The following is a 16,105-nucleotide window of genomic DNA, read 5'->3' as shown; positions in this document are numbered from 1 at the left end:
CTTAGTGTCCCCCATGCTCTACCAACTCCTCAAGCTGCTGGTGTAAATACATTTCTTTATACCATCCATCAGAATCCATCAACTCATCATGCGTCCCTCTTTCGATGATTTTTCCCTCATCTAAAACAAGAATCAGATTGGCATGTTGAATTGCGCTTAACCGATGCGAAGTAATGATTGTAGTTTTCCCTGCTCGGTTCTCTCGTAAGGCGGACAGTATTGCTTCCTCGGTTTTTGCATCAACAGCAGACAAGGAATCATCCAGCACCAACACTTCTGGATCCATCAGGAGCGCCCGAGCAATCGAAATCCGTTGTTTTTGCCCGCCGGAAAGCGATACACCACGTTCCCCTACAACGGTTTGATATCCATCCGTAAATTGAAGAATATCCTCATGAATTTTTGCTAGTGCAGCAACCGCCTGAATATCACCAAGAGGAGCATCAGGATGGGTAAAGGCAATATTTTCAGCCACAGTTGCTGAAAAGAGAAAATGATCTTGGGGAACATACCCAATTGCCTCGCGAAGTTTTTCCAGTTTGTATGCTTGAATGCTTTTTCCACCAAACAAAATATCCCCGCGGTCATTTTCGAATTCACGGATGAGCAGTTTCAATAACGTCGTTTTTCCAGCACCTGTTTTACCAACGATTCCGAGCGTTTCCCCTTGATTTAATACAAAGGAGATATCTTTTAACATGGCTTCCATTTCACCTGGATAAGCAAACACCGAAATTTCATATTTTATATCCCCTGTTGGGACTACATCTAATGCTTCATTAGAATCGCGGATTTCTATCGGTTCACCGAGAAGTGCTGATACACGGTCATAAGAAGCGCGTCCACGTTCGACAATATTAAACAACCAACCAAATGCGAGCATTGGCCAAATTAAAAGTCCCAAATAGGTGGTAAATGAAATCAGTTCTCCAATGGTCAGCTCCCCATTGATCACATATTTTGCACCGAAGACAATCGAGAGGAAAAAGGAAATCCCAACAATAATCGATATCGTCGGATCATAAAGCGAATCTATTTTCGCAACAACGATATTTTTTTGAACCACATCCTCTGATTGTTTTCGAAAATCCTCGATATCTTCTTTTTCCTGACCAAAGGTTTTAATAACCTTTATCCCGGTAATGCTTTCCTGTGTTTTATCATTTAAGGATGAAAACGCCTCCTGTGCTTTGTGAAAAGTTCGGTGCAGCATTGTGCCGAACCAACTGGTCAACATTGCCATAAACGGCATCGGAATAAGGCAAATTAACGTAAGCTTCCAGCTGATTGTAAACGCCATTGCCAAGATGACGAACCCACCGGTGGACAGAGAATCAACGAGGGTAAGGACACCAGCACCTGCAGTTTGCTGAATGGCCTGTAGGTCATTGGTCGCATGGGCCATCAGGTCACCAATACGGCGCTTTTGATAAAATGCCGGAGACATATTGGTGAAATGCTGATACAACTGGTTTCGTAGAATTTTAGAGAGCTTCACCGAAGAACCAAAGATCATCATTCTCCAATAATATCGCAATCCATACATCATCAGAGCAACCACAACAAGAATACCCACCCACTCTATCAAGATTCCGATTGTCATTGTTCCTTCCTTTATATGATCAGCAATAATCCCGATTACCTTCGGAGGTACCAGTTGAAGCAGCGCGACGAATAATAATAGAAGCGTTCCTGTTATGTACGATTTTTTCTCTTGCTTAAAAAACCAGCCCAAATCAAAAAAGACCTTCATGTACACTCCCCCGAAATCTCTATCTATAGGATTTTTATTTTAACAAATTTTTCAAAAATAATAAAGATTTTGAAATTAAGTGGAAGCATGAAAAAAAGCACCCATTTACACGAGTGCTTGTCTTTTATTTTGATTGCTGCTTATTCATAGCATTCATCATTTGGTTGATCTTCTTTTGAGAAGGTTTCATACCCATTTGCATCATCATCATTTTAAGCATTTGTTCATTAATTGGCGGATTTTTCTTCAAATAGCTCATCATATACTTACGAGCAATGAAAAATCCTAGTGCTACACCAGCAGCTAATGCCAGTATACCAACTAGAACGTACATCATTAAATTTCCTCCTTCATGTTGTCTACCATACACAGTGTACTAAAATTATTAGGAATATACAATATCCGTTTTTAATTATACATATTTTCTTTCTTTAATCGGCTTTAACCATCCAAAACGCTCATGCTCCAAGTCGATTGCTAAGAACGAAGATTCACATTTCCTAAGAACTTCAAAAAACACTGTTTCTGCCTCATAGCTGCCAGTTGCCTCTACTGATATGAAATCTTGGAAGACGGCTAATTTTGCTATACTTAGTCTTCCATTCATTTCAATAGAATATGTGCCATGTTCCGCCTTAAACCCCTTTATTTTTCCAAGTTGTTTCTGCAAAAGATTATGAATTTTTAGTACCTCAACCGTTTTTGTTATATAAGTAATTTGTTTTCCTGTAATATATTTTAGCTCGCCGAATGCTCTTTCATGTTCACGAAAAAGCTGAAAAAACATGCTCTCTCTTCCGAAGTAATGGGCGGCAAATTCATCTTCTATTAAATATAGCCGATAGTTTCTCACCACAATCTCTCCTTCGCCAAAAGCCCTTTTTTCTATTATAAAAAAACAAAATCAAAACTTTTGTCTTTCGGCGGCAAAAACTTTCACTATTTTTGTCGATTTTCATGTTTGTAATAAAAAATTCTACCTATCCACCTTAATAGTTAGGAAAATTTCTAAGATTTAAAGATGATATCAATATAAAAAAGAGAACAGCCATTTTAAGCTGTTCTCTCATTGTAAAGGTATTATTTTTATAATAATGCTTTCAAACGGGTAACCACATTATTTACTGTAAAGCCGTATTCTTCCATAATTTTTTCGCCAGGAGCAGAAGCGCCAAATTTATCAATGGCTAATACATCTCCTTCGTCTCCTACATATTTATGCCAGCCTAAGGAAGCACCCACTTCAATTCCAAGACGTTTTTTCACATTCTTAGGAAGAACAGAATCTTTGTATTCTTTTGATTGCGCTTCAAAGCGATCCCAAGAAGGCATGCTGACTACAGAAACCTGTACACCTTCTCCTGCTAATGCTTTTTGCGCTTCCACAGCTAGTCCTACTTCAGAACCAGTTGCAAGCAACAATGCGTCGGGAGTTTCTTTTTCAGAAGCAGAAATAACGTAAGCACCTTTTGAAACTCCTTCATATGCATTTACATCAGTACCCTTGATCGTAGGTAGATCTTGGCGAGTCAATACAAGAGCCGTTGGCTTGTTTGTTGACTCAACAGCAAGCTTCCATGCAGCCGCTGTTTCATTTCCATCTGCCGGGCGAATGAGGGAAAGATTCGGCATTGCTCGCAAAGCGGCAATTTGTTCGATTGGCTCATGTGTAGGACCATCTTCCCCAACCGCAATACTGTCATGGGTAAACACATACGTAACCGGTAATCCCATTAACGCAGCTAGACGAATGGATGGACGTAAGTAATCAGAGAAAACAAAGAATGTTCCGCCGAATACCTTAACACCGCCATGAAGCGCGATTCCGTTCATTGCTGCTCCCATTGCAAATTCACGAACGCCAAACCAGATATTACGGCCTTCATAGGAATCAGGCATGAAGTCATTAGAGCCTTTGATTAAAGTTTTATTTGATCCAGCAAGGTCTGCAGAGCCGCCAATTAAGATTGGTAAATTTTTCGCAATGCCATTAAGCACTTCACTTGAAGATGCACGGCTAGCAAGGCTTTTCCCCTCTTGGTAAACTGGAATATCTTTGTCCCATCCCTCTGGAAGCTCATGATTTAATGCTTTCTCAAGTTGTGATCCAAGTTCAGGGTATTCCTTTTTGTATTGTTCAAAAAGGTCATTCCATTCCTTTTCTTTCTTTTCTCCATTTTCAACAATAAGCTTCTGGAAATTTTCATATACTTCTTGTGGTACATGGAAGTCTTCTTCAAAGGTCCACTTATAAGCTTCTTTTGTCAATTTTAATTCAGCCGCACCTAATGGAGCACCATGAACACCGGAAGTACCTGCGCGGTTTGGTGAACCATACCCAATGACTGTCTTCACTTCAATCATTGTTGGACGGTCTAAATCACTTCTCGCTTCTTCAAGGGCTTTTGAAATTTCTTCAAGGTTGTTGCCATCTTCTACACGAATGTACTGCCATCCATAGGCTTGGAAACGTTCTTTAACACTCTCAGAGAACGATTTATCTAGGTCTCCATCAAGAGAAATATCATTTGAATCATATAAAACAACTAAACGGCCTAATTTTAAGTGACCTGCAAGTGATGCGGCTTCTGCAGACACACCCTCCATTAAATCACCATCACCACAGATACTGTATGTATAATGATTCACAAGTTCATATTTATCCTTGTTATAAACACTTGCTACATGGCGCTCTGCCATTGCCATTCCGACTGCCATGGCAATACCTTGGCCAAGTGGTCCTGTTGTTGCTTCAATCCCTTCAGTATGACCATATTCCGGGTGGCCAGGTGTTTTACTTCCCCATTGACGAAATTGCTTTAAATCATCCATTGTAACATTGTAACCGGACAAATGAAGCATGCTGTATAACAACGCGGAACCATGTCCAGCGGATAATACAAAACGATCACGGTTAAACCATTGAGGATTCTTTGGATTATGGTTCATAAAGCGAGTCCATAATGTATAGGTCATTGGTGCAGCACCCATTGGCATTCCAGGGTGGCCTGAATTAGCTTTTTCAATCGCATCAATAGAAAGTGTGCGAATGGAGGTTACCGATAATGCATCAATCATATCAAACATAAATTACATCCTTTCCAGAATAATAGGATTATAAGTACACCAATAATATTATAGTCCCGTTCCGATTTATTCAACTAGTTGCATCAAAATTAGTTTATGTAAGCCTTATCATTTTCTATTTTCCCACAGAAAGCGCTTTAATATGTAAAAGAGGAATACAAAAATGTATTCCTGCCCTCTTTAATGTAAGTTATTCTTTTTTCTAGCCTTGATTTTTTCAGGTGTTACATCATTACCTAGTGGATCGATAATTTTAGTATTCGTTAATGTATCTAACATATTAGAACGGAAAGCAGCTAAATATTCACTTCTTAATTTTGATTGTTCTTTTGCTTCTAGCTCCGTTAATCCAGTTGATTTTGATTTTCTGGCTAATTCATTAATTCTCGCTAATTTTTCCTTTGAAAGCAAATTAAACCCACCTTTCGAAGCAAGTTATCATAAATACTAAATCCATGACAACTGATTTTACTAGAAAAAGCTCCGTCTGACAAGGTAAATGTTTAATCTTCTTCTGTTTGAATATATTCCTGATATCGTCTATGTACGGTTGCTTTTGAAATATTATAACCAAATCCCCTTAAGGTAGCCGCAATTTCAGCAAAGGTCAATTTGTTTTTTCTTAGCCTGACAATTTCTTCAATAGGTGCTTCAATTTTTTCCCTGCCTGAGTTTTCTCCTAGATTCTTAAGGTTTTTCTCAGGTTTGTATCCTTGTTGGACTGCCCTTTTCATACCACGCTTTATTTTGATGTTATGGAGCTTGCGCTGGTATTCCTCTACCATCCCAACAATTTGTAACACCATTGAATCGGATTCAGAAAGCTGCAGTTCTCCGTTGTGCGATATACTAAAAAGCTTTATATCTTCTTTCAAAATACAATGCAACAGAGCAATCTTTGCATTACCTCTGCCCAGTCTCGTTTCGTCCTGAATTAATAGGGCCTGGATCGGTTCATCTTTAATTGTTTGAAGCAGTAGGAGGATCCCATCTCTTTCCAGTTCATAACCACTGGCTTGTTCCTTGATGATGGATACAACATCAAAATGATACTGTTTAGCAAGCTGGGTGAGTTCTTCCTCCTGCCTTTTAAGTGAGGTTTCCTGCGTCTCTTTCGTTGTACTGACTCGGCAATAAATAATTGCTTTCATACTTAATCTCCCTTTCTATTCTTCAGCAGCACTTGCTAACTCTGTAGTAGATAAGGTTTTCTTGTTAACGGGAATAACAATCTCTTCACCTGGATAAATGTGTTCCTCTTCTATTTTATTATGGAGTTTAACCCAATTTACGAATTCCTTATTGGTAAGAGAATGCTCATTTGAGTATTCCTTAGAAATTTTCCAAAGGGAATCTCCTTCGGATACAGTAATTTTTTTATAGTGGTCATTTGCAGTTGAACTAAAATCAATCGAAAGTATAAAAGCTAATAGGCAGCTTAATCCAATTAGAATAATAGAAAATGAATATTTGGTCCATATTTTTCTCATTACAAACACCTCTCGACAGAATATATGTTCGTTTTAATTGATTTTATTATAAAACGAACATTTGTTTGTTGTCAATAATATTCGAACTTATGTTTGTATAAAATTGGCGAACATGCTATAATTAAGGTAACAATTACTAGTAGCGAGGTGGAAATTACCATGGCTAAAATTTCTAAACGGCAGCAGGATATTCTTGATTTCATTAAAGGCGAGGTAAAGAAAAAAGGGTATCCCCCCTCTGTTCGGGAAATCGGTGAGGCAGTCGGTCTTGCTTCCAGCTCTACCGTTCACGGTCATTTAGCTAGATTAGAAAGTAAAGGGCTTATTAGAAGAGACCCTACTAAACCAAGAGCAATCGAAATTTTAGAAGTAGATGAAACAGCTCAAATCCCAAGAAATAACGTTGTCAATGTTCCTGTTGTCGGTAAGGTAACCGCCGGGCTTCCGATTACAGCAATAGAAAATGTTGAAGAATATTTTCCACTTCCCGAAAGACTTGCTCCATCTGATGAACATGTATTTATGTTGGAAATTATGGGTGAAAGTATGATTGAAGCAGGAATCCTTGATGGTGATTATGTCATTGTTAAACAGCAGCCTACCGCCAATAACGGTGATATTGTTGTCGCTATGACTGAGGAAGATGAGGCAACTTGTAAACGATTTTTTAAAGAAAAGGATTATATTCGCCTTCAGCCGGAAAATTCCGCAATGGAACCCATCATTTTAAGGAATGTCTCAATTTTGGGAAAAGTGATTGGAGTTTATCGTCATATACATTAATAAAAAGAAGTCAGTACAAAATAATGTGCTGACTCTTTTTTTGGAAGATTTCACTATTTTTATTTTACAAATATTGAAAATTCAGTATTTTTTACCCATTCTTTATAGAATACAATTTTAATATAATGGAATTACACCAAGATTTACCTTAGGTCAAAAATTTAGGCTTAAGGAGGTTGAGAAACTGTGTTAAAAGACATTATTTTCTCTTTCGTAATTGGTGGTATAGTTGGAATTATTGGACATGTTCGAAAGCATGGAAAAATCATCATGCCGCGTAAGACCAAAAAGTTTATATACCTTGGATTTTTAGAAGAAATGCTTCTTGGCGCCTTTGCTTCACTGCTTCTTGTTTTGTATATTTCCCCTAATTCTTATGTTGAAAAAATGACCATCTCGATTACCGCAGGGATTGGTGGTGATTTAGTTCTGACCGGTTATAAGCAATTCAAGCAAAATGGTTCAGAATAAATGGAGCCCCTAAAATCCAATAAGCTTACTTGTATAATAATAAAACTCCTAAGCAGCAATGTGCTTAGGAGTTATTTTGTATTAATACATAGACATGTATTGTTCTCTTTCCCATGGGTGAACTACTGTTCTGAACATATCCCACTCAATTTCTTTCGCTTCAACAAAATGTTCGAAAATATGTTCACCAAGAGCAGCAACCATCGTTTCATTGGTTTTTAACTGATCTAATGCTTGTGCTAATGTTGCAGGAAGATCGATAATGCCTTCTTCAATTCTCTCTTCCTTGCTCATTACATAGATGTTGCGGTCTACTGCAGCTGGAGGAGTTAAATTATTTTTAATTCCATCTAAACCTGCTTTCAAAAGAACAGCTAAAGCAAGATATGGGTTTGCTGCCGGGTCAACGCTGCGCACTTCTACACGTGTGCTCATTCCACGTGAAGCCGGGATACGAATTAACGGTGAACGGTTTTGTGCAGACCATGCTACATAGCAAGGTGCTTCGTAACCAGGTACTAGGCGCTTAAAAGAGTTTACTGTTGGGTTTGTCACAGCTGTAAAGCTTGGAGCATGCTTCAAGATTCCAGCAATGAATTGACGTGCAGTATCACTTAGTTCAAGGTCACCAGTTGGCTCAAAGAATGCATTTTTACCATCTTTAAATAGGGAAAGGTTGCAGTGCATTCCAGAACCGTTCACTCCGAATAATGGCTTCGGCATAAATGTTGCGTGTAAACCATGTTTACGTGCGATGGTTTTTACAACAAGCTTAAATGTTTGAATTTGGTCACAAGCTGTAACGGCATCCGCATATTTAAAATCAATTTCGTGTTGCCCAGGAGCTACTTCATGGTGAGATGCTTCAATTTCAAAGCCCATTTCTTCAAGCTCAAGAACGATATCACGACGGCAGTTTTCCCCTAAATCTGTTGGTGCTAAGTCAAAGTAGCCGCCTTGGTCATTAAGTTCTAATGTTGGTTCACCTTTTTGATCTAATTTAAATAAGAAGAATTCCGGCTCAGGCCCTAAGTTAAAGTTTGTGAAGCCAAGTTCTTTCATCTCTGCTAGAACACGTTTCAGGTTATTACGTGGGTCACCGGCAAATGGTTTGTCATCCGGAGTATAGATATCACAAATTAAGCGGGCAACTTTACCTTTTTCCGCGGTCCAAGGGAAAACAACCCAAGTATCAAGGTCAGGATGAAGGCGCATATCAGATTCTTCAATCCGCACAAATCCTTCAATAGAAGAACCATCAAACATCATTTTGTTATCTAATGCTTTTTCTAATTGGCTGATTGGAATTTCGACATTTTTAATCGTTCCAAGGATATCTGTGAATTGTAAACGAATAAATTTAACATTTTCTTCTTGTGCTAAACGTTGAATATCTGCTTTAGTAAACTTAGCCATTTTATTACCCCCTACTAATAATTAAATGATTAATGGAAAAAGCGCGACATATCTCCCTGTCTTAAAGTTGGACGACTCAATTTGTTTGTATGCAACAATTCATTGCGAAGTAGTTTTCTAAGCTGTTCATCCGTTAACTCGCGTTTGGATTTTTCAGCCTGCTGTTGAATAACATTGGTTTGTTGCTCCTTCACAAGGAATAGCTGTTTGATCCCAGCCATATTGACCCCTTGATCAATTAAATCCTTGATTTCTAAAAGTCGGTCAATGTCATTTAAACTAAATAAACGCCTGTTTCCATCCGTTCTTGCTGGAGAAATTAATTCGTGCTCTTCGTAGTATCGGATTTGTCTTGCAGTTAATTCCGTTAGCTGCATGACTGTTCCGATGGGAAACAGTGGCATGGAACGGCGAATTTCTTTTCCGCTCACCTCTCCTCGCCTCCCTTTTTCGTAATTCATATTGTTATTATATTTGGTGTTAGAAAATATGTCAATTATATGTTAGATTTTCTTACATGGTTTTTTGAGTGAAAATTTTTCGATTTAAATGACGGGTATTACTATGTAACGGTATTATTTTAAAATAAACATTAGTGCTCGTTAAATATAATTTTTTATGTTCATATGTAGTTTGAGTTTTTTTAGTTCCTGAGCAACGAATTTTTTCATCTTTACGGGCACTATATGTCCTTGTTAGCTACTGCTCAACCTATTTTTTCACCTTCACGGGCACCTACAGTCTCTCTCAGTTACCGTTCAACTCATTTTTTCACCTTCACGGGCACCTACAACCCCCGTCAGTTCCCGTCCATACCTATTTTTCACCTCCACGGGCACCTACAGCCTCTCTCAGTTACCATTCAACTCATTTTTTCATCTTCACGGGCACCTACAACCCCAGTCAGTTCCCGTCCATACCTATTTTTCACCATCACGGGCACCTACAGTCTCTTTCAGTTACCGTTCAACTCATTTTTTCACCTTCACGGGCACCTTGAACACCTCTAAGTACCCATGCAACCAGCTTTCTCGCCTTCACGGGTACTTAGCCCGATTTTATAATCCCTAAAAAGGGCCGCTACAAGTAGCAACCCTCATAGTTTCAACTAATTTAGATGAATTAATCCTTTTTCCAGCAAACGATCTACTGCCAGGCAAACAGCTATTTTAACATGTGAATAGGTGAGACCGCCCTGAACATAAGCCACATACGGTGGCCGAATTGGACCATCTGCCGTCAGCTCAATGCTAGCTCCCTGAACAAAGGTTCCGGCCGCCATAATCACATCGTCCTCATAGCCAGGCATATAAGCAGGATACGGAGTGACATGTGAATTAATAGGCGAAGCAAATTGAATGGCTTGGCAAAAAGCCACCATTTTATCGCGGTCATCAAATTGTACCGCTTGAATTAGATCTGTCCGCTCCGAATCCCATTTAGGTGATGAATTCATCCCCAACTTTTCAAGCATAGCCGCAGTAAATACAGCACCCTTCACAGCTTCCCCCACCACATGCGGAGCAAGGAAAAACCCTTGATACATTTCCTGAAGACTGTAAAGAGAAGCACCGGCTTCCGCTCCAATACCAGGTGAGGTCATCCTGTAAGAACAAGCCTCAACCCACTGTTTTTTCCCAACAATATAGCCGCCCGTCTTGGCAATTCCACCGCCAGGGTTTTTGATCAGCGAACCGGCCATTAGATCGGCACCAACATGACATGGCTCCAATTCTTCAACAAATTCACCATAGCAATTGTCCACAAACACGACAACATCGCTTTTGATTTCTTTTACAAATGCAATCATTTCTTTGATTTCCGCAATCGTAAACGATGGTCTTGTTGCATAGCCCTTTGAACGTTGGATACCAATCATCTTGGTATTCGGCTTGATTTTAGCTGCAACCGAATCCCAATCAATTGAACCCGTAGTACTTAAAGACACACTATCATAGCTAATCCCAAATTCTTTTAGCGACCCGACCCCGTTTCCGCGAATCCCAACAATTTCTTCAAGCGTATCATATGGTTTTCCAGTCATATATAAAAGCTCATCACCCGGCCTGAGTACTCCAAATAACGCGATGGAAATCGCGTGTGTGCCGGAAATGATTTGCGGGCGGACAAGACCTGCCTCTCCCCCGAATACATCAGCATAAACTAATTCCAATGTATCTCGGCCAATATCGTCATAGCCGTAACCTGTTGACGGGATGAAATGAGAATCACTTACCCTATGTTTTTGATAACTTTGCAACACTCGAAACTGATTTACCTCGACTCTTTCTTCAATCCTTTTATGTACTTCAGTAACTTGTCTCTCCACTTCCTTGACAATTGGCTGAAGCTTTTCCCCATTTTTCAACTGTTGAAACATTTTGTATCTCCTATTCTACACTTTAAATTTCTCTAATTGTCCTGTAATCTGGTGGTCCTTAAGTGAATATCCCCGGCATTGATAAAGCTGACTTTCCTCATTAAAACTGAGATCACGCAATACGGTTTCATTTTTTAATAAGGACAACAGTTTTCCTTCAGTCGATGGAACTTCTACTTGATACGGAACCATTACTTCAATAACGACACTTTCCATTTTTCTTTTTAGCTCATTCCGATCCTCTTTGTCAAATGCACTAATAAAAACAGATGGGGTATTTGCGGTCGGAACAAAATCCGGGTGCTTCTGATCCCTTTTATTATAGACGGTTAATTGCGGGATATCTTTAACTTCTAAGTCCTCAAGCAGCTTATTAACTGTTTTTTCATGATGAAAATAATCCGGATTGGACATATCAACAACATGAAGCAGCAGATCTGCTTCCTTCACCTCTTCCAATGTGGAGCGAAAGGCAGCAATCAAGGTGGTCGGAAGATCCTGGATAAAACCAACTGTATCGGTAATCAAGGCGAGGAACCCGCTTGGTAAAATTAACTTCCGAGTCATCGGATCAAGGGTTGCAAACAACTGATTTTCCTCATAGGACTCTGCCTCGGATAGACGATTAAACAAAGTTGATTTTCCAGCATTCGTGTAGCCGACAATGGCGACTTGAAAGGTTTTATTTTTCTTTCTTCTCTCTCTGTATCGGTCTCGGTGCTGGACGATCACAGAGAGCTGTCCTTTAATATCATCAATCCTGCGGCGGATATGGCGCCGATCCGACTCGAGTTTTGTTTCCCCCGGTCCTCTTGTTCCAATTCCGGCACCAAGACGGGATAAAGCCGTACCCTGTCCGGCTAGGCGCGGCAATAGATATTGGAGCTGTGCGAGCTCTACCTGTAATTTTCCTTCTTTTGAACGTGCCCTTTGCGCAAAGATATCTAGAATCAGTTGGGTTCGATCAATAATCCGGGCACTGATTTCCCCTGCTAAATTTCTCTTTTGGCTCGGGGAAAGTTCATCATTAAAAATGACCAGATCAGCATCAAGCTCTTCCGTTAATGCCTTTAATTCTTCGACTTTCCCTTTGCCTAAGTATGTAGCTGGATGGATGCGTTCACGTTTTTGAATAACCGAAATCAGGACTTCACCTTGTGCTGTCTCTGTTAAGGAAGCTAATTCATCCATCGAATATTGAAAACGTAAATCGTCCATCTCTTGTGTTTGGCATCCAACAAGAATTGCTTTTTCAACGGTTTCCTTTGTCTCCGCATGTTCCATCAGCATTCTTCCTTTCGAAAAGTTCTCCCCCCATCATACCAAATCAGTCCAAAATTCTCTAATTTCCACCAAAAATCAGTTGATTTATCACCTTTAAGTGTTAAAATCATATTTGCTTATATGAATATATTATTTTTATATAATGTTTTTTAGAAAAAGGAAACATTGGAGAGAGATGAATAGAAATGACATGGGAAGTGCTGAGTATGATTGGTACAATTGCTTTTGCTGTTAGTGGAGCAATTGTGGCAATGGAAGAAGAATATGATATTTTGGGAGTTTTTATTTTAGGAATTGTTACAGCCTTTGGCGGTGGCGCGATTCGAAACCTGTTAATTGGTGTGCCTGTATCGGCCTTATGGGAGCAGGGACTACTTTTTCAAATAGCGATTATTGCCATTTTAGCGGTATTTTTGTTTCCTGCAAATTTACTGAAGCAATGGCAAAAATGGGGAAATCTATTTGACGCGATTGGACTTTCGGCTTTCGCCATTCAAGGAGCCATCTATGCTTCTAACATCCACCATCCCATAAGTGCGATTATTGTCGCTGCTGTTTTAACAGGAATTGGCGGTGGGATTATTCGTGATTTATTAGCAGGAAGAAAACCGGTTGTGCTACGGGCTGAGATTTATGCCGTTTGGGCGATTCTAGCTGGAATCATCATTGGTTTAAAGATTGCATCTAGTCCATGGGAGTTATATACCTTATTTGCAATCGTGACTGTTTTACGAGTCTGTTCTTATACTTTTGATTGGAAACTGCCGATTCGAAGAATTGAACATTATTAAACCTTTCCCATAGATTTGAGGAAGGTTTTTTTATATATAAAAGTTCTCATCTTTCTATTTATATGGAAAAATTTCGATTATATAATTTAAAAGGTACAAAAAAAAAGACGGGGATTGAATCTCCGTCTTTCTTTCTAATCTTCCTCAAAAATCAAATCATTGCTTCGCAACGTCATTAATTCATGCCGATCATATGAATTTAACATGAGCAGCCTCATCGCTTGGGCCCGGATTGATTTTTCAATAATGTTTCGCACATAACGCCCATTTGAAAAACTAGTCGGGCTCAACACCGCTTTAACCCAAATTAAATGGTCTTTTACCTTTTTTTCCGCTTCATGACTGAAAGTATATTCTCTTTCAGCCAGCATCCGTTTTGAAATTTCCAACAACTGCTCGATGTTATAATCGGGAAAATCAATGACAAGAGGAAACCGGGAATGGAGACCGGGGTTTAAGGTTAAAAAATAATCCATCTCCCGAGAATAGCCGGCAAGGATTAAAATAAACTCATGCTGCTTATCCTCCATATGCTTAACAAGCGTATCAATCGCTTCTTTACCAAAATCCTTTTCTCCGCCGCGCCCTAGGGAATAGGCTTCATCAATAAATAAAATACCGCCCTGCGCTTTTTTCACAAGGTCGCGTGTTTTTTGTGCAGTATGACCGATATATTCCCCGACAAGGTCAGCCCGTTCCGCCTCAATTAAATGACCCTTTGATAAAACATTCATTTTTTGAAAAAGTTTACCAATCAATCTGGCCACTGTCGTTTTTCCGGTTCCGGGATTTCCTTTAAACATCATATGAAGGGCTTGTTTCTTTGCCTTTAGCCCCATTTCTTCCCGCTTTTTGTTGACATAAATCCAGGCATAGATTTCTTTTATCATTTTTTTCATTTCATCCATGCCAACCAAAGCACCAAGCTCTTCCTCTATTTCAATTAAAGCCGAATGCTCGGGGGGGATTTCCTTTGGAACAACTTGAAAGTCAGGCATTTTTTTTGGAATGTTTTTTTTCTTCTGTGTGTTGAGGACAACTCTTATTTGACCATTACTTTTCTCTCGAAATTGTTGATCCAAAGCTTTCACCTCTCAATCTGAAAAACAGTCTGCTCTCAAAATAATCACTATTCCCTCAATCTATGTGTATTCAGTTTTTATACATTTTATTTTGAAAAATAAAAAAGAGCCCAGAGATTTGGGCTCAAATTTATATTTAGATTTTATTCGGCATTCAAATCAAGTTGAACATTTCTTTGCGGAGCAAAGGTTGAAATGGCATGCTTATAAACTAATTGCTGCTTTCCTTCCGACTCAAACAGGACGGTAAAATTATCAAAGCCTTTGATTTGACCCCTTAATTGAAAACCGTTCAATAGGAATACGGTTACATGGGTGTTATCCTTCCGGCATTGGTTTAAAAATTGATCCTGAATATTAATGGTTGTTTTCATTAGTATATCCTCCTCTTTTATCTCTACTAATATGTATTCGATTTTACTTGTAGCTTTCCTTCAACATAATGTGAAATTTCCGTTAATTTTTTCGGGAAATTCTGCACTTCTGTTACATCAAACCATTGTACACTCATCTTGTTTCGAAACCAAGTTAACTGCCTTTTTGCATAGCGGCGTGAATTTTGTTTGAGGTTTTCAACTGCCTGTTCGAGGCTGATTTTTTCATCAAGGTAATCATAAATTTCCTTATAGCCAATGGCTTGGATTGACTGGCAGTCCCTTAGTTCTTGGTCATGGAGCTGTTTAACTTCTGTTAAAAGCCCTTCCTCCATCATTAGATCGACACGCATATTAATTCGCTTATAAAGTATCTCTCGGTCCATTGATAATCCGATAAGCGCTGTCTCATATAGAAGGTCCGGCTGTTGTTCGCTCTGCACATCACTCATCTTTTTTCCAGTGCAGTGATAAATTTCGAGTGCCCGAATAACCCGCCTAACATTGTTCGGATGAATTTGCCCAGCACTCTCCGGATCAATCTGGGTTAATTCCTGGTGAAGTACCTCAACACCTTCATTCTTCGCTCTTTCTTCCAGCTGCAAGCGGAACTCCTCATCGGCAGCTGCATCGGAAAATTGGTAATCATAAATGACAGACTGTATGTAAAGTCCGGTACCCCCGACAATGATGGGAAGCTTACCTTTTTCTGCGATCTCACTGATTTTGGCTCGAACGAGTTGTTGAAATTCCGCAACCGAAAAGCTTTCATCAGGCTCACGAATGTCTATAAGATGGTGCGGAATCCCTTCCATTTCTTCGGGCTTTATTTTTGCAGTACCAATATCCATTCCACGGTAAATCTGCATGGAGTCACCCGAGATAATTTCCCCGTTAAACCTTTTCGCCAGTTCAATGCTAAGCTTCGTTTTCCCAACTGCTGTCGGCCCAATAATGACTAATAACTTTTGTTTTGAATCCAATCTTTTCACACTGCCCTTATTCCATTTTGAGTGAAAGATCACACCTTCACGTTCCTATCGTAACACATATTTAAAAAGCAGTTGAACATCAAATAAGTATAATCAAAAAATAACCTTTCTATGCATTATTTCAAAGTGAATTTTTTATGACAAATATATTTCCAATAAAGCAAGCTTGTTCATTAACATTACAAATGGGTAACGTTTCATT

At 39.2% G+C, this 16,105-nt stretch carries 17 protein-coding genes; 3 read left to right on the top strand and 14 right to left on the bottom strand.

Annotated elements, in window-relative coordinates; all coding sequences use genetic code 11:
* Window position 1: 1 nt before the first annotated feature.
* From M028_RS0117420 to yneA, 7 genes are all read right to left on the bottom strand, one after another.
* Complete coding sequence (locus tag M028_RS0117420) at window positions 2-1,753, bottom strand: ABC transporter transmembrane domain-containing protein (RefSeq protein ID WP_026574994.1); 1,752 nt, start codon at window positions 1,751-1,753, stop codon at window positions 2-4.
* 124 nt (window positions 1,754-1,877) lie between these two features.
* The gene (locus M028_RS0117415; protein ID WP_026574993.1) at window positions 1,878-2,090 is read right to left on the bottom strand and encodes a YneF family protein; all 213 of its coding nucleotides are present in this window, start codon (window positions 2,088-2,090) and stop codon (window positions 1,878-1,880) included.
* 75 nt (window positions 2,091-2,165) lie between these two features.
* The gene (gene sirA / locus M028_RS0117410; protein ID WP_026574992.1) at window positions 2,166-2,606 is read right to left on the bottom strand and encodes a sporulation inhibitor of replication protein SirA; all 441 of its coding nucleotides are present in this window, start codon (window positions 2,604-2,606) and stop codon (window positions 2,166-2,168) included.
* Between the two features lie 233 nt (window positions 2,607-2,839).
* A complete protein-coding gene (tkt, locus tag M028_RS0117405; protein WP_026574991.1) occupies window positions 2,840-4,840 on the bottom strand; it encodes a transketolase in 2,001 nt (666 codons plus the stop codon).
* Between the two features lie 180 nt (window positions 4,841-5,020).
* Window positions 5,021-5,251, bottom strand: a complete 231-nt coding sequence (locus tag M028_RS0117400; RefSeq protein WP_026574990.1) for a DUF896 domain-containing protein — start codon at window positions 5,249-5,251, stop codon at window positions 5,021-5,023.
* Between the two features lie 92 nt (window positions 5,252-5,343).
* Entirely contained in the window at window positions 5,344-5,991 is a 648-nt protein-coding gene (locus M028_RS0117395; RefSeq protein WP_026574989.1) for a YneB family resolvase-like protein, read from the bottom strand.
* Between the two features lie 15 nt (window positions 5,992-6,006).
* Complete coding sequence (gene yneA / locus M028_RS0117390; protein ID WP_026574988.1) at window positions 6,007-6,330, bottom strand: cell division suppressor protein YneA; 324 nt, start codon at window positions 6,328-6,330, stop codon at window positions 6,007-6,009.
* Window positions 6,331-6,489: 159 nt separating this feature from the next.
* Here yneA and lexA point away from each other — a divergent pair, with 159 nt between their 5' ends.
* Entirely contained in the window at window positions 6,490-7,113 is a 624-nt protein-coding gene (gene lexA / locus M028_RS0117385) for a transcriptional repressor LexA (RefSeq protein ID WP_026574987.1), read from the top strand.
* A 186-nt stretch (window positions 7,114-7,299) separates the two neighbouring features.
* Window positions 7,300-7,584 carry a DUF4257 domain-containing protein gene (locus M028_RS30325; RefSeq protein ID WP_051591083.1) on the top strand — a complete coding sequence of 95 codons (285 nt, stop codon included), beginning with the start codon at window positions 7,300-7,302 and terminating at the stop codon, window positions 7,582-7,584.
* 81 nt (window positions 7,585-7,665) lie between these two features.
* Here M028_RS30325 and glnA read toward each other — a convergent pair whose 3' ends face one another.
* From glnA to hflX, 4 genes are all read right to left on the bottom strand, one after another.
* On the bottom strand, window positions 7,666-9,000 hold the full coding sequence (gene glnA, locus M028_RS0117375) for a type I glutamate--ammonia ligase (protein ID WP_026574986.1): 1,335 nt from the start codon (window positions 8,998-9,000) through the stop codon (window positions 7,666-7,668).
* A gap of 29 nt (window positions 9,001-9,029) precedes the next feature.
* Complete coding sequence (locus tag M028_RS0117370; RefSeq protein WP_026574985.1) at window positions 9,030-9,431, bottom strand: MerR family transcriptional regulator; 402 nt, start codon at window positions 9,429-9,431, stop codon at window positions 9,030-9,032.
* Window positions 9,432-10,108: 677 nt separating this feature from the next.
* On the bottom strand, window positions 10,109-11,380 hold the full coding sequence (locus M028_RS0117365; RefSeq protein WP_026574984.1) for a methionine gamma-lyase family protein: 1,272 nt from the start codon (window positions 11,378-11,380) through the stop codon (window positions 10,109-10,111).
* Between the two features lie 15 nt (window positions 11,381-11,395).
* Window positions 11,396-12,664 carry a GTPase HflX gene (gene hflX, locus M028_RS0117360; protein WP_035424185.1) on the bottom strand — a complete coding sequence of 423 codons (1,269 nt, stop codon included), beginning with the start codon at window positions 12,662-12,664 and terminating at the stop codon, window positions 11,396-11,398.
* Window positions 12,665-12,849: 185 nt separating this feature from the next.
* Between hflX and M028_RS0117355 the strand changes: the two genes are divergently transcribed.
* Window positions 12,850-13,455 (top strand): trimeric intracellular cation channel family protein, encoded by a 606-nt coding sequence (locus tag M028_RS0117355; protein WP_026574982.1) that lies wholly within the window; start codon window positions 12,850-12,852, stop codon window positions 13,453-13,455.
* 134 nt (window positions 13,456-13,589) lie between these two features.
* Here the strand turns inward: M028_RS0117355 and spoVK are convergent, their stop codons facing one another.
* The 3 genes from spoVK to miaA all read right to left on the bottom strand — a co-directional run bounded on the left by spoVK (window position 13,590) and on the right by miaA (window position 15,894).
* A complete protein-coding gene (gene spoVK / locus M028_RS0117350; RefSeq protein WP_026574981.1) occupies window positions 13,590-14,537 on the bottom strand; it encodes a stage V sporulation protein K in 948 nt (315 codons plus the stop codon).
* Between the two features lie 143 nt (window positions 14,538-14,680).
* Window positions 14,681-14,911, bottom strand: a complete 231-nt coding sequence (gene hfq / locus M028_RS0117345; protein ID WP_026574980.1) for an RNA chaperone Hfq — start codon at window positions 14,909-14,911, stop codon at window positions 14,681-14,683.
* Between the two features lie 26 nt (window positions 14,912-14,937).
* Complete coding sequence (miaA, locus tag M028_RS0117340) at window positions 14,938-15,894, bottom strand: tRNA (adenosine(37)-N6)-dimethylallyltransferase MiaA (RefSeq protein WP_026574979.1); 957 nt, start codon at window positions 15,892-15,894, stop codon at window positions 14,938-14,940.
* Window positions 15,895-16,105: the final 211 nt, after the last annotated feature.

It is taken from the genome of Bacillus sp. UNC438CL73TsuS30, from assembly GCF_000482325.1.
Lineage (GTDB): Bacteria > Bacillota > Bacilli > Bacillales > Cytobacillaceae > Neobacillus.
Note: the sequence above shows the minus strand (reverse complement) of the source record. Positions and strands in the feature narration are given on the sequence as shown.

What these genes read in the sequence shown, in the direction of transcription:
- M028_RS0117420 (WP_026574994.1), bottom strand. Translation starts at nt 1,753, where the DNA reads ATGAAGGTCTTTTTTGATTTGGGCTGGTTTTTTAAGCAAGAGAAAAAA.
- yneA (WP_026574988.1), bottom strand. Translation starts at nt 6,330, where the DNA reads ATGAGAAAAATATGGACCAAATATTCATTTTCTATTATTCTAATTGGA.
- glnA (WP_026574986.1), bottom strand. Translation starts at nt 9,000, where the DNA reads ATGGCTAAGTTTACTAAAGCAGATATTCAACGTTTAGCACAAGAAGAA.
- lexA (WP_026574987.1), top strand. Translation starts at nt 6,490, where the DNA reads ATGGCTAAAATTTCTAAACGGCAGCAGGATATTCTTGATTTCATTAAA.
- hfq (WP_026574980.1), bottom strand. Translation starts at nt 14,911, where the DNA reads ATGAAAACAACCATTAATATTCAGGATCAATTTTTAAACCAATGCCGG.
- hflX (WP_035424185.1), bottom strand. Translation starts at nt 12,664, where the DNA reads ATGGAACATGCGGAGACAAAGGAAACCGTTGAAAAAGCAATTCTTGTT.
- M028_RS0117355 (WP_026574982.1), top strand. Translation starts at nt 12,850, where the DNA reads ATGACATGGGAAGTGCTGAGTATGATTGGTACAATTGCTTTTGCTGTT.
- M028_RS0117415 (WP_026574993.1), bottom strand. Translation starts at nt 2,090, where the DNA reads ATGATGTACGTTCTAGTTGGTATACTGGCATTAGCTGCTGGTGTAGCA.
- tkt (WP_026574991.1), bottom strand. Translation starts at nt 4,840, where the DNA reads ATGTTTGATATGATTGATGCATTATCGGTAACCTCCATTCGCACACTT.
- M028_RS0117395 (WP_026574989.1), bottom strand. Translation starts at nt 5,991, where the DNA reads ATGAAAGCAATTATTTATTGCCGAGTCAGTACAACGAAAGAGACGCAG.
- M028_RS0117365 (WP_026574984.1), bottom strand. Translation starts at nt 11,380, where the DNA reads ATGTTTCAACAGTTGAAAAATGGGGAAAAGCTTCAGCCAATTGTCAAG.